This window comes from Vibrio sp. Of14-4 (assembly GCF_022347625.1).
GTDB lineage: Bacteria > Pseudomonadota > Gammaproteobacteria > Enterobacterales > Vibrionaceae > Vibrio > Vibrio pristinus.
On the sequence record NZ_JAKRGI010000006.1, the window covers coordinates 175,495 to 195,823 of the forward strand.

A 20,329-nucleotide genomic window follows, 5' to 3' on the forward strand; every position below is an offset into this window, starting at 1 on the left:
TTTAATTAAACGTGATTTGGAGTGGAAAAGCGAGAGCTCAAGCGGCAGAGCATTGGGCAAAAAAAAACCACACAAACTTGTGTGGTTGGAAAACAAACCAATTAACTCACGTTAATCGAAAATAATCAGTGTCCTGATTAAGGAGAAAGTAAAGCCAGCCTTCAAAAGGAAATGCCACCTTGCTCAACAAGTCAGCCCAAAGGCCAACCAGATGGCAAGAGCTACTATAATCTGTGTTTAATATTGAATGTTGAAATAGATCAATTTTATGTTGGTTTTTTAACCATAACATTGGACGTAATAGTACGCTGGTCTGATAAGTCCAGAGAATGTTTGATTAAATACTCAGTAAATCATACTCTTCTAGGGCCTAGAATTAGGTATATGGTCAAACCACAGAGCAAAATTGGAGGCTCATGTGTCCGTTATCAATTTTTTTGGAAAGAAAAAGTCGAGTCCTCCGGTCAACTCGGATATGGACAGACAAAGAAAGTATGAAGCGCTTGTAAGGGCGTATCACAGAGACTTATATCGCTACGCCTATTGGCTATGCAAAGACCAATCGGTTGCAGAGGATCTTGTCCAAGAAACCTGTCTTCGGGCTTGGAAGTCATTAGACAGTTTACAAGATGAAAAAGCGGCAAAATCATGGTTGATTACCATATTAAGACGCGAAAATGCGCGCCGCTTTGAGAGGAAACAGTTTGATCTGGTTGATATTGATGACCATGCCAATGATGCCAAAGTCAGTGATGCACCCCATCACCAAACCCAATGGGTGCAGGCACAGATCATGAAACTGGAAGACGAGTATCGTGAACCTCTCTTTTTGCAGGTTGTCGGAGGGTTCAGTGGCGAAGAGATCGGTGAGATCCTTGGTCTTAATAAGAACACAGTGATGACCCGTCTTTTCAGAGCAAGGAACCAACTGAAGGACATGTTAGATACAGAAAACAGTCATCGAGGACAGCAAAATGGATGAGTTAGAATTCCGTCGTCGTATTATGTCCGACCCAAAAGAGCGGGACGGCGATATCGTCGAAGCCATAAAAGCAGATAGCGCCAACGGCAAGTTTGCCGAAGATGTGCTTGAGCTTGATGCCCAGATTGCTAAGGCGATGGCGGTTGATGTACCTGAAGATTTGGTCGATCGCATTTTGTTTCATCAAACCTCTCATTCAGAGTCTAATGTGGTCAGGCCCACTTTTGCCAAACGTGCTATGGCCACAGCGGCCTCGGTTGCCTTTGTATTTGGTCTTTTGGTTGGCCAAGTTAACTGGGGCAATATTGTCCTGCCGCCAGCGCATGCCAGCATTGAAGATATTGCCATTAAGCATGTGATGGCCGAAAAGCCATTTGTCACCGGTATTGACGAAAATGTGCTCTCTTCACAGATCAATGCCAAGATGATGCCTTTTGATCACCAGCTTGGAGCCAACTTCCCTTACCACGTGTACTATCTCAATCATTGTGGCTTTGGTGACACCAATGCACTGCACATGGTGTTTCAAGGCGAAAAAGGCAAAGTGACGTTATTTTTCACCAGTATGCCTTCCAAGCAAACGGTCGACTTTGAGCAGCAAGGTATGGCAGGTGTGGTCGAACCGATTGGTAACACCAGCTTGATCCTTGTGGGTGAAGATGGTGAAAATGTCGCCAATATCGCTGAAAATATAGCAAACATCATCAAACCTATGAGTTAACCAAATTTTAACATTTTGTGAGCTGTATCATGGCTTAAGCCTCTCGCTTGAGCCATTTTTTTTGCTCAAAAATAGAGCTTAAACTCTAAAAAGTCTGTTTTTACTTATAAATCCTGCCAAATGGCTTTCATTTCTAGAATTTTACAAACCAACTTGGTAATGGTCGGATTTCTATCTTTTATACTGGGTGTCTAGGATTTGCAACAGTTGAGTGAAAGCTCAAGTAAGACGTCCGCGAGAGGCGAAACAAAGGAAAAGTATGATGAATAAGACACGTCTGTTTAAGAAATCTCTTCTAGCCGTGACCATTGCCAGCACCACACTGGCTTCGCAGCAAGCTCTCGCTGCAGGTTTCCAGCTTAACTCTCAGTCTGCCACAGGCCTTGGCCGCGCCTTTGCCGGTGATGCTGTTATTGCCGATAATGCTTCAGTGATGGCGCGTAATGCCGCAGCAATGACTCTGTTTGACTCAGACCAGTTCTCTGGCGGCGTCAATATGATAGATACAGATATTGAAATAAAAGATATATCTTACAACGGCAATTCAATTAACGATGTGACCAACTCAAGCAATACCCCGGTTCCAAATATTTATTACATTCATAAACTTAACGATCAGTTTGCGATTGGTGCCGGGATATATTCAAACTTTGGTACTAAAAATAATTTCCCTGGAGACTTCGGTGTTGGTACTGGTAGCGCACTTTCCTCTCTTCCAGATGCAAGCATCTTGGGTGGCACAACCGAGATAGAAACCATCAACTACACGATTAATGCGGCTTACCGCATTGACGAACAGTGGAGCATTGGCGGTGGCATCGATATTATTCAGGGTAGTGGTAAGCTAAGACGTGATGCCTTCAACAATCTTAATTATAATGCAGTAAATATAGATGCCGACGGGATTGGAATAGGATTTAATCTAGGCACTGTGTTTGAGCTTGATGAAAACAACCGCTTCGGCCTTGCCTATCATTATAGCCCTGAGGTAGAAGCGTCTGGCGATGTCTTTGTCAATGCAGGACTAAGTGGCGGTACTGCTGGTGACAATGCTGTTGCTGGTCAAGATGTGTTGCTTCCTCTGCCCAGTATGCTCGAATTCTCTGGCTACCATCGTATAAAAGACACTAAATTTGCAGTCCACTATAGCTTGCAGTGGATCGGCTGGGACACCTTTGATAGCCTTAAAACCAGCGGTGGTATAACTATCAAAGATTACAATTGGCAAGATGGCTACCATATCTCTTTGGGTGGGACTTACTACCTAGATAACAATTGGACACTACGCGCGGGTTATATGCATGATACTGCCGCTCAAGACAAACTGACATCCATCTCAGTGCCAGATTCAGATCGTAACTGGTTCTCATTTGGTGCAGGATACGCGTTTGATAAACACCACTCTATCGACTTTGGCTTTACCTACTTAATGGGTGAAGACGTTAAGGTAACAGAGACCGTGAACTCGGTACCTTTAACCGCTACTACCCGCGCAGATGCCATGCTTTACGGGCTTCAGTATAGCTACAGCTTCTAAGCTAAAGCTCTAACCACACAAAGGGCCATCTAGCATGGCCCTTTTTCGTTGTCCGACCAAACTCAAGCCCTCAGCTGATTATTTTCAGCCTACAGCTGTGCTGCCAAACCGCCTTTTCACAGCACATGTGTTCGCCGAGTTAAAGTAAAATAAAACCACGAATCAGTGATTTATATAAGAATTCACCTTAGTGGCAATATTTTATCGCAAAGATAAACGCTAAGGTGTTTTTTATTTTTAAAGTATTAACTCTAATTTTAATATCGTCTGACATTTATTAATAAGTCAGCGACAAATTACCATGAAAACAAGAATTACTTTTCTCTCCTTAGCTGTGGGCGCAGGCCTTATTTCTGCCTCACATACAGCCACAGCGGCTGGTTTTCAATTAGCCGAATACTCGGCAACGGGCCTTGGCCGCGCCTATGCTGGTGAAGCAGCGATGGCAGATAACGCCAGCGCACAGTGGCGAAACCCAGCTATGCTCACCTATCTTGATGGCACACAATTATCGCTTGGCGCTATTTACGTCAACCCCAATGTGGATGTCGATGGTACAGTCGATGGCAGCGCGTCTGGGCTACCTGTATCTAATGCATCTTCGTCAGATTTTGCCGATGATGCGATTATCCCTAATTTTTACCTCTCACATAAATACTCTAATCAAGTGACGATTGGCTTTGCACTGGGCACTAACTACGGGATGGAAACTAGTCTGGGTAATGATTTCGCCGCCGCTCATTTTGGCAATCAAGCCAGCGTAACCACAATGGAAGCCAACCTCAACTCAGCCTATCAAGTCACTCAAGACCTGAGTATTGGCGGCGGTGTTCGCTATGTGATGGGTGAAGGCAGCTTTGGTGCAAAAGCGCCAGCAAACAATGCGGGCTTTCTACCTCAAGGCACAGACCTTAAATATATGGAAGGCGATGATAAGGCTTGGGGCTGGCAAATTGGCACGGCGTGGCAAATCAACCAAGATCACCGAATTGGTTTTAGCTACAAATCTGAAGTTCAACTTAAACTTGAAGGCTATGCCACAGGTCGAGGGTTTGATTCAAGTCTAAGTAATGGCAATCGCGATAACGGCAGCATGGATCTTGCCCTACCTGCCACAGCCGAGCTGGCAAGCTTTCATCAACTGACAGAAAAACTCGCCATTCATGCAAGCCTAAACTGGACTAATTGGAGCAGCTTTGAAAAATTAGAAGCCCAATTAAACACATTAGGCAGCAAAACAGTCAAAGTTGAAAATTGGCAAGATAACTATCGCCTAGCACTGGGCGCAACTTATCAGCTTGACCCTAAACTGGCACTTCGCACCGGTATTGCCTATGACACTTCGGCGGTAAGTGATAAAAATCGCACCATTACTATCCCAGAAACCGATCGCACTTGGCTAAGCCTAGGCGCAAGTTACGACTTTACTAAAAACTTTACCCTAGATGGCGGATTAACCTACATTCTAGCCAAAGACGCGCCAATTACAGAATCACGCGGCTATGCCTCTGACGACAGCGCGCAAGCCTTAGCTGGCCAGTTTGTTGGCGAAACGAAAGGAAATATTTGGCTTATCGGTGTTCAGGCCAGCTATCGATTTTAAGCCAGCCATAGCTTCAAGCTAAACTGGCATGAAAAAAAGCTTGGTCAATAAACCAAGCTTTTTTATTAGAAGTCTTCATCAAGATAGTCGTCAAGATAGGCTTCTTCTTCTGCATCAAATTGTTCGGGCTTTTCAATCTCAGCGTTGAAGTCCTGATTTTGCAGATAAGCATCTCGCGTTAGTGCGTATGGATCAGGCGAGTTCTCAAGCATGGCTTCTTGGGAGACTAAAGCAGCTCTGGTTTCCATACCCTCAAGTGCCCACTTGCCAAGTCCTGCCCAAATATTTAAAAGAGACAGAGGAACATAAGTGCTATCGACTAAGTCAGCAGATTCTCTCACCGTCCAAGGCCCATAACCTGGCACCATAACATAGGGGCCATTACCCACACCATAATGCCCCACCGCATCGCCAAACGACTTATTATTATGATGGGTAATGCCAGCGGCCGACGCCACATCGATGAGACCTAATAGACCAAAGGTACTGTTAATCCAAAAACGGTTAAAGTGGTCAATCGCCTTGTGGCCATTACCCATCACCAAGTTATTGATCACACTCGCTGGCTCATCAAGGTTACTTAAAAAGTTTGCAATGCCTTGGCGAACAGGATCAGGAACATAATTGACATAAGCCAAGGAGACAGGCCGCACAAAGTAAGGATCTAAGTAGTCGTAGTTTACTGCCCACATACTGCGGTTAAAGCCCTCAATCGGGTCGTTAACCTCTGACTCTCCGTGCGCTGAGTCTTGAGGCGCGCTGGCACACCCCATCAAAAACATGACACCACAAAACATTGCCCACATCTGGGGCTTAATACTATTCATTGTTCTAACTTCCAAACAAAGGCCGGCACTATTTAGCACCGGCCTTCTATCAATTTATTGCGCGAATAAGCTTGGTTAATATTGTTTATTAATACTAACAGTAACAGGTTGACCCATTTTAACGATTTCGCTCTCACCAAACCAGTCCCCTTGCTTAGTCGCTACGTTGCCGTCAGAATCGAGACGAACACGTACCATAAGTGACTCCAATGAAGATAGCTTACGATCTTGCAACATACTATTCGTATCATCAAGAACCACGGTTCGAGGAAAACTCCCCAATGGGTACCTTGCCGCCGCGACTGGCATAGGCGAGCCATCAGCGGTATGAACCGAAACAATCAACGCCGAATCTTGGTCAAGTTTTACCTTTTCACTCAGTGAGATAGAAACAGAGACTGACGTATTACTGACCGCGGAATCACCCAATTGTTCCTGAGCATTATCAATACTGCGCGTTAGCATTTGATAACGGCTATCTTCAGGCCCAATCATACGTTGCATCACCCGCCAATAACGGATGGCAGCAGTATAATCTTCTCTTTCGTACGCGTCGAATGCCAATAATGAGAATACTCGTAAATCGACATAATCATTTTGCACTAATTGGCCAAGAATCCGGCGCGCAATGGTCTGATCAAGTTCATCTTGCGACAACATCAGAGCTTGAGCGTAACCTAGCTTGATATCATCATCGTCAGATTTCAGGGCGTAGGCTTTTTTCATCGCGCCAATGGCTGTCACGACATCACGATTGGCCAAAGCGATTCTGCCCAGTAAGAGCCACCCTGTTGAGTCATCGGGGTGATAATGTAAGCGGGTACGCAAAGCAAGGGTAAGGTCACGCATTTCATCATCGCTGAGCGCAGCCCCCTCAGGCACCAATAACTTCTTAGATAGCGCGGGCAAGTTGGCACTAACTTGTTGCCAATCTTCTACCTTAGTTGACGCGCCGAATTGAAAGTACATGGCGTATGACAATGCGATGATAAACACCATAGAAGGCAGCAAAATAGCCATAGGAGATATCGCCACTGAGCCTTTAACTGCGTTTTGATCAGGAACATCATCTAGCAGTGACTGTTTAAGATCATCAACTAATTCCTGCTGATCATCGACTAAGCCTTCTTGGGTCTCTTCGGCAAGCTCAGATAGCCTGTCTTTATACAGCGCCTTATTGAGCTCGTCACGCAGTACGTCATCATTATTGTTTTTTCTACGAATAAAAGGAATGCCCATTAAAATCAGGCTAAGCAAGATAAGAATGGCTGAAGCTATCCAAAATAACGTCATTACTGCTTATCTCCATCATCATCTTGTTGTAAAAGAGCTCTAAGGCGCGCTTCTTTGGCTTGATTCCAATTCTCGCCCTCATTTATCCGAGCCTGCTTTTTACGCGAACGCACAAAAATAAAGCCAAAACCAAACATCACCACAAAAATTGGCCCAAGCCATAAAATGGCAGTCGCAACAGTAAATGGCGGCTTGTAAGTCACAAAGTTGCCATATCTCGCCACCATGTAGTCAACAATATCCTGCTTGGACTTACCTTGTTTGGTCATTTCATAGACTTTTTGCCTTATATCGACGGCCAATTCCGCGTTGGAATCTGCGATCGTATTGTTTTGGCATTTAGGACATCTAAGCGTGCTACTCAGCTCTTTAAATTGCTGCTCTTGCTCTAAGTCCTCAAACTCATAGATTTGAATCGATGCGTGGGCTGCAAAAGATAAAATGACGCTGAGTAAGATGAAAAAGACGCTGTTTTTCACTGTTTAGCCTCCGCAACCAACTTGTCATAGATAGGCTTAATGTCATCGTTCCAGCTGCGATCACCGACATTGCTTGCATGACGATAACGAATAATGCCCTGAGCATCGATCAAAAAGGTTTCTGGCGCCCCATAGACACCCAGATCGAGGCCAAGCATACCAGTACCATCGAATAGGCTTATCAAATAAGGATTACCCAGCTGGTTAAGCCACTTAACGGCTTTGGTGCGATCATCTTTATAGTTCATACCAATGATCTTAACGCCCTGCGAGGCCAGCTTGTTGAGGTACTGATGCTCCACATAACAAGTCGAGCACCAAGTCGCCCACACATTTAAAAGTAAAGGTTCACCTTTGAATATGGATTGATCGTAGAGCTTGCCTGGCTCTGCTAAGTCTTCGAGCTTAAATTGAGGGACTGGCTGACCGATAAGCACAGATTCGAGCTTGGTCGGATCGTCACCGTGAGAGTTTCGAAACAATTGCGTGGCAAAAACACTGACCAAGGCCAAAAACGCAACTAGAGGTATAAAGAGTAATTTTTTATGCATCACGCCTCCTGCATTTTTGCACTTTTTCTAAAGCGATAACGTTTGTCACTAATGGCAATCACACCGGCAAGCGCCATAAGTAAAGCCCCAGCCCAAATCCATCGCACAAAAGGTTTGTAGTAAATTCGCACCGCCCAAGATTTATCATCATCTAAGCGCTCCCCCATAGCGATATAGAGATCCCGCGTAAGACCACGATCGATTGCCGCCTCTGTCATCATGGAGCGTGCTGTACGATAAAAACGCTTCTCTGCATGCAAAGTGTTTAAGTACTCCCCTTGATGACTGACCTTAAAGTCCGCAACAAAGCCATCATAGTTTGAGCCATTCTTATTTTTTATCCCTTTAAAGTAGAAGTCATACCCTTGGATGTTGTAGCTTTGACCCGGTGCCAAACGAACATCACGTTCAATACTGTAGTTTTGCACCATGGCAATACCGATGATGCTGACAGCAAGGCCGATATGACCGAACATCATTGCCCAGTGACTGCGCTGAAGCTTGGTGACACCGACAGTAAAACTGTGTCTATGGGTTGCTCTCTGGTGCAGCTCAAAACCGTGCATAAAGATGATCCACAGTGCCATCACCCAACCGATATAAGCCATAAACTGGAAGAAATCGGCAAGTAATGCGACTAAGACATAAGCCAAAATCAATGAGGCTAGCCCAGAAACCAACATGGGTTTGGCTAAGCCAGAAAGATTATCTCGCTTCCAGCGAATAAGTGGTCCAATCCCCAAAAAGAAGGCAAAGGGTACCATCAGCCATGCAAACAAGAGGTCAAAGAATGGCGCACCAATCGATACTGAGCCCAAACCTATTTGTTTGTGCACAAGCGGAAGTAAGGTGCCAATAAGCACCACCACTAAAGCGGCAATCAGCAAGACATTATTGACCAGCAGCGTGTTCTCTCGAGAGACAAGTTCAAAGTGACCACGCGAGCGAACTTTAGAGCCTTTAACAGCAAACAGGAGTAACGACCCACCTATCACAAATACCAAGAAAAGAAGAATGAACATGCCCCGTGAAGGATCAGAGGCAAATGCATGCACAGACACCAAGATTCCCGAGCGAACTAAGAAGGTACCCAGCAAGCTCAACGAAAACGCAGAAATGGCTAAAAGCACAGTCCAAGCTTTAAATGTGCCTCGCTTTTCTGTGACCGCGAGTGAATGCATCAGCGCAGTACCCGCTAACCATGGCATAAAGGAAGCATTTTCTACAGGATCCCAAAACCACCAGCCACCCCAGCCTAGTTCGTAGTAGGCCCACCAAGAACCTAGAGCAATTCCCAGAGTCAGGAACAGCCAAGCCGCGGTAGTCCAAGGCCTTGACCAACGTGCCCAAGCCGTATCCAGTCTGCCAGTCATTAATGACGCAATCGCAAATGAAAAGGCAACGGAAAAGCCCACGTAACCCATATAAAGCATAGGAGGATGAATAATTAGACCTGGGTCTTGCAGTAGGGGATTAAGGTCGCGCCCATCAACAGGGAAGAAAGGTAAGGTCCTTAAAAAAGGGTTTGACGTGACGATAATAAACAGAAGAAAACCAACGCTTATCATCCCCATCACAGCCAACACTCTTGCCACCGACTCCTGAGGCATACCTCGACTGAAAGTTGCAACGGCAACTGTCCATATCGCTTGAATTAAAACCCAAAGTAGCAAAGAGCCCTCATGAGCCCCCCAAACCGCAGTCAGGCGATAATACCAAGGTAACTGGCTATTTGAGTTGGTTGCCACATAAGTAAGGGTAAAATCATTGCTATAAAATGCCCACAACAGCACGCCAAACGACAAAGCAAGCAACAGAAACATTCCCCAAGACAGTGGCCTTGCGGTGTTCATTAGTAAAATGTTATTTCGTGAGGCGCCAATTAAAGGCAGGATACTTAATAACACTGCCATCGCCAGTGACACGATAAGGGCAAAATGACCAATCTCAACAATCATTGACCACTTCCTTGTTTTTGTTGCTGGCTATACTCAAGCGGCTGGTGGTTTTTTTTCATCGCCTCAGCAATTTCTGGCGGCATGTATTCTTCATCATGCTTGGCAAGCACCTCAAAGGCTTCAACCGTGGTGGCATTTTTTAGTACTCCTTGGGCTACAATGCCTTGTCCTTCTCGAAACAAGTCCGGAAGAATCCCATCATAAAGCACGGTCACTTTAGGACCGACATCGCGTAGCTCAAACGAGACTTTAAGTGATTCAGGGTCTCTTTTTACTGACCCTTTGACCACCATACCGCCAATACGTAAGCGCTGGCCAACTGCTGGCTTTGTACCATCAGGCTTGCCATCAACTAACTCGCTAGGCGTATAAAATAGGTCCATGTTCTGATTTAGGGCATACAGCATAAGGCCAATAGTCGCGCTCATCCCAACGAAAATAGCGAGTACTATCCCCAGCCGTTTTTTACGCCTCGGATTCATAACGTATTCTCCATATTTTTCGCGGCATCGATTCGAGCTTGTCGATCAATTTTTGACTGGACTTCTTCGAGTAATTGGTTGCCACGGCGCAGACTCAGCAGAAATAGGGTCAGCATTGAGGCAAAGGTAATGCCAAAGGCACTCCATACATAAGCCGAGTATCCTCCCATCGCCAGAAAATCGCCTAAAGACTCAAAATACATTGGATTATTCACCTCCCTGAAGTCTAGCTTTGGCCACAGACGCCACCCACGGTCGATGGCTCTCTTTACTTATGATTTCATTACGTAAACGAACCATGGTTAATGTCGCAAAGAAAAATGCAAAACCGAGAATATTAATCAAAAGAGGCCATAACATATCGCTAGCAATAGATGGTTTCGCAAATTTAGTGATGGTTGCACCTTGATGAAGCGTGTTCCACCACTCCACAGAAAAATGGATAATAGGTAGATTGACCACTCCGACAATCGCCAAGATACCCGCCGCTTTAGCTGCTGTCCTCTGGTCATCAAAAGCTTGATAGAGCGCAATCACGCCCAAATAAAGAAATAAGAGAATTAACTCAGAGGTAAGGCGAGCATCCCATACCCACCATGCACCCCACATAGGTTTGCCCCATATGGCTCCTGTAACTAGTGCTATAAAGGTATAAACCGCTCCGATAGGAGCCATCGCTGAAGCGGCCATATCAGATAACTTCATTTGCCATACCAAACCAATAAAAGCAGCGATAGCCATAGACATATACACGCCCATCGACCATATGGCAGCTGGAACATGTATATAGATTATTCGAAAGCTATCACCCTGTTGGTAGTCCGCAGGAGCAAAAGCCAACCCCCATAGCGAACCCAGAGATAAAAGCAGTAACGACAATACCGCAAACCAAGGTAGCAACTTACCACATAGACGATAGGCAGCTTCAGGCTTAGCATAAGGATGGAGCCACTTCCACATTGTTATTCTCACTCTCACTTCAATGTTGTTTTGGTCTCTGTATCTGACCGATATATTGTTATTATGTCGCTTAGGGAAAAAAGGATGTCTTGTTCTTGATCAAAATCCATTAGTTAACGCTTACTCTAAGAGCAGAGGCAATTGCAAAAGGGGTTAAGGTTATTGACCCCACTAACATAGCCCCAAGAATAGCCAACTGACCTTTATACGCCATTCCCAAAGACGCGGCATCAATTGCAGATGTCGCAAATATCAATATTGGGATATAAAGCGGCAGAACAAGCAAACTCAGTAGTACTCCACCTTTTTGTAACCCTACAGTCAAAGCAACACCAATTGCACCGATAAAACTTAGTGTTGGCGTACCAACGAGCAAAGTTGCTACAACTGCTAGCCATGAGTTGAAATCTAGAGAAAGTAGGATGGCTAAAAGTGGACTGATCAAAATAAGGGGGAGTCCAGTCAGTATCCAATGGGCGACAACTTTAGAAATAACAACCACTGGCAGAGGCAAAGGCATCAACATCAACTGTTCCAATGCGCCGTCCTGAAAGTCATCTCTAAACAATCTTTCTAAAGAAAGGAGTGCAGACAAGAGTGCTGCCACCCAAACGATACCTGATGCAATACGAGCCAACAAATTAGGTTCAGGCCCAATGCTTAAGGGGAATAAGGTGATGACGATAATGAAAAACCACAGCGGGTTAAAAATATCTGCCTGACGACGAAAGGCTATCAGAAGTTCTCGCTGAATAATGCGATTCATTGCTGCAAGCATGGCTCATTACCTAAAGTGATCTTTTTCAATCTCGGGTGGTCGGTAAACATATCCTGATGGGTCGTCAAAAGGACGATACCTCCCTTATCAATATGCTTAAGAAAAAGTGATTCTAGAACCTTAACACCTTGCTTATCAATCGCGGTCAAAGGTTCGTCTAAAATCCAAAGCTTGTGCTGGCTGAGCCATAAGCGAGCAAGTGCTACCCGACGCTGCTGACCAGCAGACAATTTAGCCACTGGTACATCTTCACGCCCCACCAGCCCAACTGTCATTAAAGCCTGGTATATGCTTGCCTTATCTATTGAGTGGTCAGAATGAAGGTTAAGATAGAAGCGTAAGTTTTCATAAGCGGTCAACTCACGCTTTATACCTGTTTGATGCCCCAAAAACAGCAAATCTTGATGAAAGGCTTCTCGGTTTGACTCAATGCTTTGCCCGTTCCAAAACACGTTGCCACTTTCACGTTCAGCAAGTCCAGTGATAATACGTAATAAGGTCGTTTTCCCCGTTCCGTTTCGACCTTCCACTTGCACTAAATCACCATTATTAAGCGTAAATGAAAGTGACTCAAACAACACTTTATTGTCTCTAACGGCAGTAAGCTGGGATGCTTCTAACATGTATATTCGCTGCTTAAAATCAATGGCGCTATAGTAACACAGCCATACTGACACTAAATAGAATTAGGCCGCAGTCCATCACGAAACACCGTAAGTTTATGTAAATAATCTGCCATATTTCATACAAATACAGGCTGAGTATTAACACTTGGACACAAAAAAGGATGCCTGTGGCATCCTTTGAATTCTGTATTAAGATTTTTTCCTAGCTCTTTTGGATACTGAAGACTGACTACCCTGAGAGTCAGAACTAAGAGGAGGCACTTTCTCTTTACCTGCTATTTTTTTTTGCAAAGAGAGCATCAATTCAGCTTCAGCTTTGGGCAACTCACATTCTTCGATAAGCTCATTGACGTCAGCGCCAAGTTGCACCATCTTAGTCGCCCTTGAATACAGACGTCCGTCACCATCTTCTTGCTCAAGTTCGGCAATCCTCTCATTGAGGTGCTGGATAATATCTTGCTGTTCGCTTACCCTTTGCCCCAACCCAACCACTACAGAACGGACTTCAAGAAGCTGCTTGTTCGCTTTCTGTAACTCTTTGTCTAAATACCGACTCTTCTGCTGCCAATGATCTGATGTAACACTTTGATTTTTCTTCAACCGAAATGTGAAGACTGCCAAGAGTATAACCATTACCAATGCAACCACTCCCGCTATTGCAGGAGCATTGGTCAAAACAACTGCTTCCATTATAGATGAGCCATCTCATCCCATTCTTCATCAGTTAGCAGTTTGTTCAAATCAACAAGAATGAGCAATTTACCATCACGGTTGCTAACACCCTGAATGAACTTAGCACTTTCGTCAGTACCCACACTTGGAGTAGTGTCGATTTCAGAAGACTTCAGGTACACAACTTCTGCCACGCTATCTACTAGAATGCCTATCACTTGGTGCTCAGACTCAATCACGATAATTCGAGTATTATCCGTGATTTCGCCTTGCATCAAGCCAAAGCGTGAGCGAGTATCAATGACAGTGACAACATTACCACGCAGGTTGATAATCCCAAGAACATAATCTGGGGCACCTGGTACTGGAGCAATCTCTGTGTAACGCAGTACCTCACGCACTTGCATTACATTGATACCATAGGTCTCTTCTTCTAGTTGGAACGTCACCCACTGAAGTACTTCGTCGTTTGACTGGTCCTTTCTCACTTCGACTTCATTCGTTTGAGACATACCTATTCCTCTCTAAGCCAAAATCGGCATAAACGTTTTATTTGTCCAAGGCTTTTACATCAAGTCCTGCATTAAGCATAGCTATCAATGCTTCAACATGGATCAAAGCACACATTTTTTCTTTGACCATACCCGCCAACCAAGGTCGTTTTCCTGCAGTTTTACGCCAGCGCACCTTGCCTGGATCTAGTGACTCCGTCCCCATAAGTTGAGTCGAAGCCAATCCCCACATACTTTCATCCAGCATAACAATATACTGATATTCATCTTTATATTTTTCATCGGATAGCTTCTCAGACATAACCCATTTTGCCGTGTCTACCACATCAAGCTGTGCGTCTCGCCCTGTTTGTAACCCCAAATACCAATCTGGACGACCAATAAGATGATTAAGTTCAGCAATTCGATGAATTCCACCTAATTCATCAAGAGAAACGGCAAAAGTCACGCCGTTTACATCAAAATATAGAACCTGAAACTCTTGGTCGCGTATGGTGGAACGCCAAACTCCTGATTCACCATCACCTGACTTAACTTGTGGCTGTTCAGAAACCTCTTCGACCGTTTCAACTTCTGGTTGTGCTGGTGCGATCTCAACCTCTGGCTGCGCTACTTTCTTAGCGACTACTTCTTCTTGGGGTTCTATATCAATCTCTGGTGCTAAGTTTGGCTCTTCAGTGGGCCAGTCTTGTACTTCTTCAACAACCGTATTGGTTTCTGATATCTGATCCGTATTTTGCTCCATCACTTCTTCAAGCTGGAGCTCGGCGACCGGGTTAGTTGACTCCAACTGTTCTAAAAGTCGCTCAACATCATCGAGATTAGGTAATTCTACCTCCACCGCAGGTGGAGCATAGTGAGACTCTTCTTCTTGTGGCTGCGCAGCAGGCTCCAACTCAAACATTGGATCCGTGTGGTTTTCTGGAGAGTCTAACTTTTCATCAACTTCTAATGATTCATCCAAGAGTGCTGAAAAGTATTCTTCCAGCGCCTGTTCACTTGAGATCAAGGTGTTGCTACTCATTCACAGCCAACCTTTCTAAATAAATTAACAGCTGTTTATAGGCAAAAACTCCACGGCTTCCAGAAGCAAAATGTGATACTGGAAGATGCTTTAAACTCGCGTCCCTGAACTTGGTATCAATGGGTACTGCCGATGTCCACACCTGTTCAGGGTATTCTTTTTTCAACTTTTGCAACGTCTGTAAGGATGCATTAGTTCGTTTGTCGTACATAGTCGGAACAATGGTGACGTTAAATGCGTTATCGCGTGATTTCTGCATTATGGATAACGTTCTCACCATCCTCTCTAACCCTTTCATCGCCAAAAATTCGGTCTGCACTGGAATTAAGATACGATTACTTGCTGCCAACGCATTAACCATCATCACTCCGAGTATAGGCGGACAATCAATCAAAACATAATCATAGTGTTGTTCAATCGCCATTAATGCTCGCTTGAGTATCAAACCCATACCGCTTCTATTACCCATTACTCTGTCTAAAGTCGCTAGAGACATGTGAGCAGGGACAATGTCTATACACTCTACATCCGATTTCATTATCAGAGGCAGCACAGTGTCTTCACTGAATTCTTTTAATTGAAAAAGGTCAAATAAACTTGCCTCGACGCCATCAGGATCATAGCCCAAATATGTGGTCAGAGATGCATGAGGGTCAGTGTCGACTAACAACACACGCTTACCTTGCTTGCTTAGCAACCCAGCAAGTGTAATGGTCGTTGTCGTTTTACCAACACCGCCTTTCTGGTTTGCAATACTCCAAACAATCATGCGTTACCCCTAGGACAAACCTACTTCAACTAGCATACGCTCAGCTATACGTTCCAACGGTAAATCTTCAGTCGATAAGCCTGCTTTTGCAACGGCTTGTGGCATACCATATACCACACAGCTCTCCTCGTCTTGCGCCCAAATCGTCGCGCCCGCACTTTTCAGCATTCGGGCTCCTTCCCTGCCATCAGCTCCCATACCGGTTAGTACCATCGACAGTACTTGATCAGAATAAATCTTAGCCGCGCTGCCAAAGGTAACATCCACACAAGGCTTGTAATTCATTTTTTCGCCGCCATCAATCACGCGCAGCTTGGCTGAACCTGGACGTCCATCGAGCATCATTTGTTTTCCGCCAGGAGCAAGATATGCCACACCTGGCTTAAGTGAATCGCCATCTTCAGCCTCTTTAACTTTGATTTTACACAAAGAATTTAAACGACTGGCGAAGGCTGCCGTGAAAGTGGCTGGCATGTGCTGTATGAGTAAAATCGGATGAGGGTAGTTGGCTGGCAACTGGGTCAGAATTTTTTGTAGAGCCACAGGGCCACCTGTCGAGGTTCCTATCGCCGTTAGCTGATAACGCTTCCCTGTTGATTTAAAACGTCCGGCAGATGAGGGTTTTGTTGGCGCTGCAGGTTTAGTCGCTCTCTGAGCTGAAGAAGCAGGTGCAGATTTAGCGGAAGGGGCGGCTGGCTTACTTGCGGGCCTTCTCATAGAGGAACGACGAGAAGAGATTTCTATCACTCGCTGCTGAAGTAATGACACAGCATCATCTCGGTTACGCGCAATATCTTCAAACTTCTTGGGTAGAAAGTCTAGCGCTCCTGCATCTAAAGCATCTAAAGTGGCTTTGGCTCCGTCGTGAGTAAGTGATGAAAACATCAGTATTGGTATTGGACCTTTGGCCATGATTTCACGAACGGCAGTGATACCATCCATAACTGGCATCTCTATGTCCATAGTGATCACATCAGGCTTAAGGCGTAAAGCCTTATCGACCGCCTCTTTGCCATTGGTCGCCACATCCATCACCTCTAGACGAGGCTCTGAGTTAATTATCTCACTGACCCGGCGACGAAAAAAACTCGAATCATCAACTACTAAAACTTTAATCGCCATAGTTATCCTTTATTATTCTGCGACTTAGATTCGAGAAGCAGCGGCATACTGCTTGAGCAAATCTGGAACATCCAGAATCAGAGCAATATGCCCGTCACTAGTGATCGTCGCACCGGCCATGCCCGGCGTTCCTTGAAGCATACTATCGAGAGGTTTGATAACCACCTCTTCTTGCCCTATGAGGGTATCGACCACAAAACCCACCCTCTGGCTACCAATTTGCACGATAACCACATGTCCATGACCTTTACGGAGCTCCATATCAGCGGATTTAGGAGCTAGCCAGTTCTGCAGATAAAACAGTGGTATAGACTTTTCTCGAACAATGATGGTGAGCTGTCCATCGACGACATTGGTTCGACTCAAATCAAGATGGAAGATTTCATTCACACTCGCCAATGGAAGCGCAAATGGGTTGCCCGCAACCCCTACCATCAGGGTTGGCAAGATAGCGAGGGTCAAAGGCACTTTGATCGTAATCTTAGTTCCTTTGCCCATTTCAGAGTCAATGTCGATAGAGCCATTGAGTGTATTGATGGCGGTTTTCACAACGTCCATACCTACACCACGCCCTGATATATCTGAGATTTCTTCTTTACTTGAGAAACCAGGCATGAAGATGAGGTTAAAACACTCTTTGTTCGTTAAACGTGAGGCAGCATCTTCGTCCATCATTCCACGTGAAACCGCAATTCCTCTTAGTTTCTCTGGGTCCATACCGCCACCATCATCGACAATGGCCAATTCAATATGGTCGCCTTCCTGAGAGGCTGAAAGAATTACTTTACCTTGCTGAGGCTTACCAGCCTTGACACGATCGTCCGGCATCTCAATACCATGGTCCAGCGAGTTACGAACCAAGTGAATCAATGGATCCGCTAACGCTTCAACTAGGTTTTTATCGAGATCAGTTTCTTCACCACGCATCTCCAAATTGATGTCTTTTTTCAGAGTACGGGCGATATCGCGCACAACTCGAGGGAATCGACCAAATACTTTTTTGATCGGCTGCATTCGAGTCTTCATTACCGCGCCTTGAAGATCGGCTGTTACCACATCAAGGTTTGCTACCGCTTTGGCCATTTCTTCGTCGTTACTGTTTAGCCCCAAACTAAGTAAACGGTTACGAACCAATACCAACTCACCAACCATGTTCATAATGGTATCAAGTGTCGAGGTATCGACCCGAACGGTGGCTTCGGCTTGAGGCTGGGCTTTCTTAGCTGGCGGTGCCGCTTCTTTTGCCGCTGGTGGTGCTGCTTTTTCCGCTGGTTTGGCAGCTGCTGCCGCTGGCGGTTCTGCTTTTGGAGCTGGAGGAGGCGTTTCTTCTTTTGGCGCTTCAGCCTTAGCAACAGGAGCGGCATTCTCTGAAGCAGGTTTACTTGCTGCGTCTAGCTCTTCAATCGTCGGACCTTTGCCTGCGCCATGAAGATCATCGAGTAATTTATCAAAGTCGTCATCAGTCATTAAGCCATCATCACCACCTTGAGGTGCTGCGTCGGCTTTGGTTTCTGCTGGAGGGGTACCTCCTTCTTCTCCTGGCCCCTTACCTGAACCATGAAGGTCGTCTAATAATTTTTCGAATTCATCGTCGGTGATATCACCGCTATCAGCCGCTGGTGCCGCAGCGCCACCGTCTGAACCTGCACCATCAGTTGGAGAAGCACCTTCTCCGTGCAGTTCATCGAGGAGTTTATCAAACTCATCTTGGGTAATTTCATCAATAGAACCGCCATCGCCACCCGAAGCTTCAGGTTCGGCGGGCGCTGCAGGTTCGGCGGGCGCTGCAGGTTCTTCGGCAACAGGTTCAGGGGCCGCAGGCTCTTCTGCGGGCGCACTTGCTTCAGCTTCGCCGCCACCAGCTTCGTCTTCAGACTGAGGCTTGCTTAGACGATGTAACTCATCCAAAAGAGCCTGATCTGCCTTAGGTAAAGGTTCTCGATCCTGTACTGCCTGGAATTGTTCGTTAACTGTATCTAAAGCGGTGAGCATGGTGTCCATCAGGCCCGAAGAAACATCCCGTTGGCCATTACGTAAGATATCGAACACATTCTCTGCACCATGGCAGGTATCGACCAGTTCCGTCAGTGCCAAGAATCCTGCGCCACCTTTAACTGTATGGAAGCCCCGGAAAATTGCATTGAGTAGATCTTTATCATTTGGATTATTTTCAAGTTCTACCAACTGCTCTGAGAGAAGCTCTAGAATTTCCCCTGCTTCAACCAAAAAGTCCTGTAGAATATCTTCGTCTAATTCATAACTCATAAGTTACCTCTAAAACCCAAGACTCGAGAGTAAGTCGTCAACTTCATCTTGTGATGCAACTGCGTCTTCCCTTTCATGAGCGTTGAGTATTGGCCCCTCTGGGTCTATCGATGATTTATTTTTATTATGTTCCGCTTCTTCAAGCTGCTCCGCACCAAATGCGGTCAGAATCTCAACAAGCCGGCCTTCTACTTCATTGACTAAAGTAATCACTCTACTAATAATCTGACCAGTTAAATCTTGGAAGTCCTGTGCCATAAGAATTTCTGTCAATTGTCCTCGCAGCTCAGAACTGTCCCCTTCCACTTCACCCAGTAATTCATCAATACGATGGCAAAGCGCTTTAAATTCAGCAAGCTCAATCCTTCCGTGCATAAGCTCATTCCATTGGGGGCGAACCTTAAGTAACCCCTCGTGTAAGTTATCCGCAATCGGCATACACCTATCGACTGCATCCATCGTCTTATTAGCTGCCGTTTCCGTCTTATCAATCACATATTGAAGTCGGTCCTTTGCATCAGGAATTTCGTCATTGGCGATCGCACTAATGCGATCGTCTACGGAAAATTGCTTTATTGACTCGTGGAGATCACGGGTTAACTCACCGATCTCTTGAAAAACCGGGTTAGGAGAATTTTCCTGTATGCTCACCACAAGTTTGTCAGCTTCTTCTTGCTGATCGCTTTCTAACAACTCTACGAGGTGCTTCGCCTGTTCTAATGAAATCATTCTGAATTGGCCTTTCGCGTCCCTGCGTCAATTTATTGACTTATAAACGTTCGAAGATTTTATCTAATTTTTCTTTCAATGTTGCTGCAGTGAACGGCTTAACTATATAACCGTTGACACCTGCTTGCGCAGCTTCAACTATCTGTTCACGCTTCGCTTCTGCCGTGATCATCAATACAGGTAAATGCTTCAGCTCATCGTCGGCGCGAATATGCTTTAGAAGGTCTATGCCCTGCATACCAGGCATGTTCCAATCCGTCACAACAAATTCGAAATCACCTTTTTTGAGCATTGGTAACGCCGTTAAGCCATCGTCCGCTTCTTGTGTATTGTTAAACCCTAAGTCACGAAGTAGGTTCTTAACGATACGGCGCATTGTTGAAAAGTCGTCAACAATAAGGATCTTCATATTTTTATTCAAAATTGCCTCCACTGAGTT

The 20,329-nt window shown here is 45.3% G+C and carries 22 protein-coding genes; 4 read left to right on the plus strand and 18 right to left on the minus strand.

Annotation, left to right across the window (positions count from 1 at the left end; translation table 11 throughout):
• Window positions 1-406 precede the first annotated feature (406 nt).
• The 4 genes from MHN79_RS08445 (at window position 407) to MHN79_RS08460 (ending at window position 4,843) form a co-directional block, all read left to right on the plus strand.
• Window positions 407-982, plus strand: coding sequence for a sigma-70 family RNA polymerase sigma factor (locus tag MHN79_RS08445; protein ID WP_114786760.1), 576 nt, complete (start codon window positions 407-409; stop codon window positions 980-982).
• A complete protein-coding gene (locus MHN79_RS08450; RefSeq protein ID WP_239172522.1) occupies window positions 975-1,703 on the plus strand; it encodes a DUF3379 domain-containing protein in 729 nt (242 codons plus the stop codon). Before MHN79_RS08445 ends, MHN79_RS08450 begins: the two co-directional genes overlap by 8 nt.
• Window positions 1,704-1,965: 262 nt before the next feature.
• A complete protein-coding gene (locus tag MHN79_RS08455) occupies window positions 1,966-3,240 on the plus strand; it encodes an outer membrane protein transport protein (RefSeq protein WP_239172558.1) in 1,275 nt (424 codons plus the stop codon).
• A gap of 301 nt (window positions 3,241-3,541) precedes the next feature.
• Complete coding sequence (locus MHN79_RS08460) at window positions 3,542-4,843, plus strand: outer membrane protein transport protein (RefSeq protein WP_239172523.1); 1,302 nt, start codon at window positions 3,542-3,544, stop codon at window positions 4,841-4,843.
• Between the two features lie 65 nt (window positions 4,844-4,908).
• On the opposite strand, the gene MHN79_RS08465 is transcribed toward MHN79_RS08460, so the two are convergent.
• The 18 genes from MHN79_RS08465 to cheY form a co-directional block, all read right to left on the minus strand.
• Window positions 4,909-5,670: a VacJ family lipoprotein gene (locus MHN79_RS08465; RefSeq protein WP_152430909.1), complete on the minus strand. Its 762-nt coding sequence runs from the start codon at window positions 5,668-5,670 to the stop codon at window positions 4,909-4,911.
• A 75-nt stretch (window positions 5,671-5,745) separates the two neighbouring features.
• On the minus strand, window positions 5,746-6,963 hold the full coding sequence (gene ccmI, locus MHN79_RS08470) for a c-type cytochrome biogenesis protein CcmI (protein ID WP_239172524.1): 1,218 nt from the start codon (window positions 6,961-6,963) through the stop codon (window positions 5,746-5,748).
• Window positions 6,963-7,442: a cytochrome c-type biogenesis protein gene (locus MHN79_RS08475; protein WP_239172525.1), complete on the minus strand. Its 480-nt coding sequence runs from the start codon at window positions 7,440-7,442 to the stop codon at window positions 6,963-6,965. Before MHN79_RS08475 ends, ccmI begins: the two co-directional genes overlap by 1 nt.
• Window positions 7,439-7,993, minus strand: coding sequence for a DsbE family thiol:disulfide interchange protein (locus MHN79_RS08480; protein WP_239172526.1), 555 nt, complete (start codon window positions 7,991-7,993; stop codon window positions 7,439-7,441). The genes MHN79_RS08475 and MHN79_RS08480 overlap by 4 nt, the downstream gene beginning before the upstream one ends.
• On the minus strand, window positions 7,993-9,951 hold the full coding sequence (locus tag MHN79_RS08485) for a heme lyase CcmF/NrfE family subunit (RefSeq protein ID WP_239172527.1): 1,959 nt from the start codon (window positions 9,949-9,951) through the stop codon (window positions 7,993-7,995). The genes MHN79_RS08480 and MHN79_RS08485 overlap by 1 nt, the downstream gene beginning before the upstream one ends.
• On the minus strand, window positions 9,948-10,433 hold the full coding sequence (gene ccmE, locus MHN79_RS08490) for a cytochrome c maturation protein CcmE (RefSeq protein ID WP_239172528.1): 486 nt from the start codon (window positions 10,431-10,433) through the stop codon (window positions 9,948-9,950). The genes MHN79_RS08485 and ccmE overlap by 4 nt, the downstream gene beginning before the upstream one ends.
• Window positions 10,430-10,636, minus strand: coding sequence for a heme exporter protein CcmD (gene ccmD, locus MHN79_RS08495; RefSeq protein WP_239172529.1), 207 nt, complete (start codon window positions 10,634-10,636; stop codon window positions 10,430-10,432). The genes ccmE and ccmD overlap by 4 nt, the downstream gene beginning before the upstream one ends.
• Window positions 10,637-10,640: 4 nt before the next feature.
• A complete protein-coding gene (locus MHN79_RS08500; RefSeq protein ID WP_239172530.1) occupies window positions 10,641-11,393 on the minus strand; it encodes a heme ABC transporter permease in 753 nt (250 codons plus the stop codon).
• A gap of 109 nt (window positions 11,394-11,502) precedes the next feature.
• Window positions 11,503-12,171, minus strand: coding sequence for a heme exporter protein CcmB (ccmB, locus tag MHN79_RS08505; protein WP_239172531.1), 669 nt, complete (start codon window positions 12,169-12,171; stop codon window positions 11,503-11,505).
• The gene (gene ccmA, locus MHN79_RS08510) at window positions 12,156-12,794 is read right to left on the minus strand and encodes a cytochrome c biogenesis heme-transporting ATPase CcmA (RefSeq protein ID WP_239172532.1); all 639 of its coding nucleotides are present in this window, start codon (window positions 12,792-12,794) and stop codon (window positions 12,156-12,158) included. Before ccmA ends, ccmB begins: the two co-directional genes overlap by 16 nt.
• 192 nt (window positions 12,795-12,986) lie before the next feature.
• Window positions 12,987-13,487: a DUF2802 domain-containing protein gene (locus tag MHN79_RS08515; RefSeq protein ID WP_152430919.1), complete on the minus strand. Its 501-nt coding sequence runs from the start codon at window positions 13,485-13,487 to the stop codon at window positions 12,987-12,989.
• Entirely contained in the window at window positions 13,487-13,981 is a 495-nt protein-coding gene (locus MHN79_RS08520) for a chemotaxis protein CheW (RefSeq protein ID WP_239172533.1), read from the minus strand. The genes MHN79_RS08515 and MHN79_RS08520 overlap by 1 nt, the downstream gene beginning before the upstream one ends.
• A gap of 37 nt (window positions 13,982-14,018) precedes the next feature.
• Window positions 14,019-15,005: a chemotaxis protein CheW gene (locus MHN79_RS08525; RefSeq protein WP_239172534.1), complete on the minus strand. Its 987-nt coding sequence runs from the start codon at window positions 15,003-15,005 to the stop codon at window positions 14,019-14,021.
• Complete coding sequence (locus MHN79_RS08530; RefSeq protein ID WP_239172535.1) at window positions 14,998-15,774, minus strand: ParA family protein; 777 nt, start codon at window positions 15,772-15,774, stop codon at window positions 14,998-15,000. The genes MHN79_RS08525 and MHN79_RS08530 overlap by 8 nt, the downstream gene beginning before the upstream one ends.
• 9 nt (window positions 15,775-15,783) lie before the next feature.
• Complete coding sequence (locus tag MHN79_RS08535; RefSeq protein ID WP_239172536.1) at window positions 15,784-16,896, minus strand: chemotaxis response regulator protein-glutamate methylesterase; 1,113 nt, start codon at window positions 16,894-16,896, stop codon at window positions 15,784-15,786.
• Between the two features lie 24 nt (window positions 16,897-16,920).
• Entirely contained in the window at window positions 16,921-19,161 is a 2,241-nt protein-coding gene (locus tag MHN79_RS08540) for a chemotaxis protein CheA (protein ID WP_239172537.1), read from the minus strand.
• A gap of 9 nt (window positions 19,162-19,170) precedes the next feature.
• Complete coding sequence (locus MHN79_RS08545) at window positions 19,171-19,890, minus strand: protein phosphatase CheZ (RefSeq protein WP_239172538.1); 720 nt, start codon at window positions 19,888-19,890, stop codon at window positions 19,171-19,173.
• A gap of 40 nt (window positions 19,891-19,930) precedes the next feature.
• Window positions 19,931-20,299, minus strand: a complete 369-nt coding sequence (gene cheY / locus MHN79_RS08550; protein ID WP_114786770.1) for a chemotaxis response regulator CheY — start codon at window positions 20,297-20,299, stop codon at window positions 19,931-19,933.
• Window positions 20,300-20,329 lie beyond the last annotated feature (30 nt).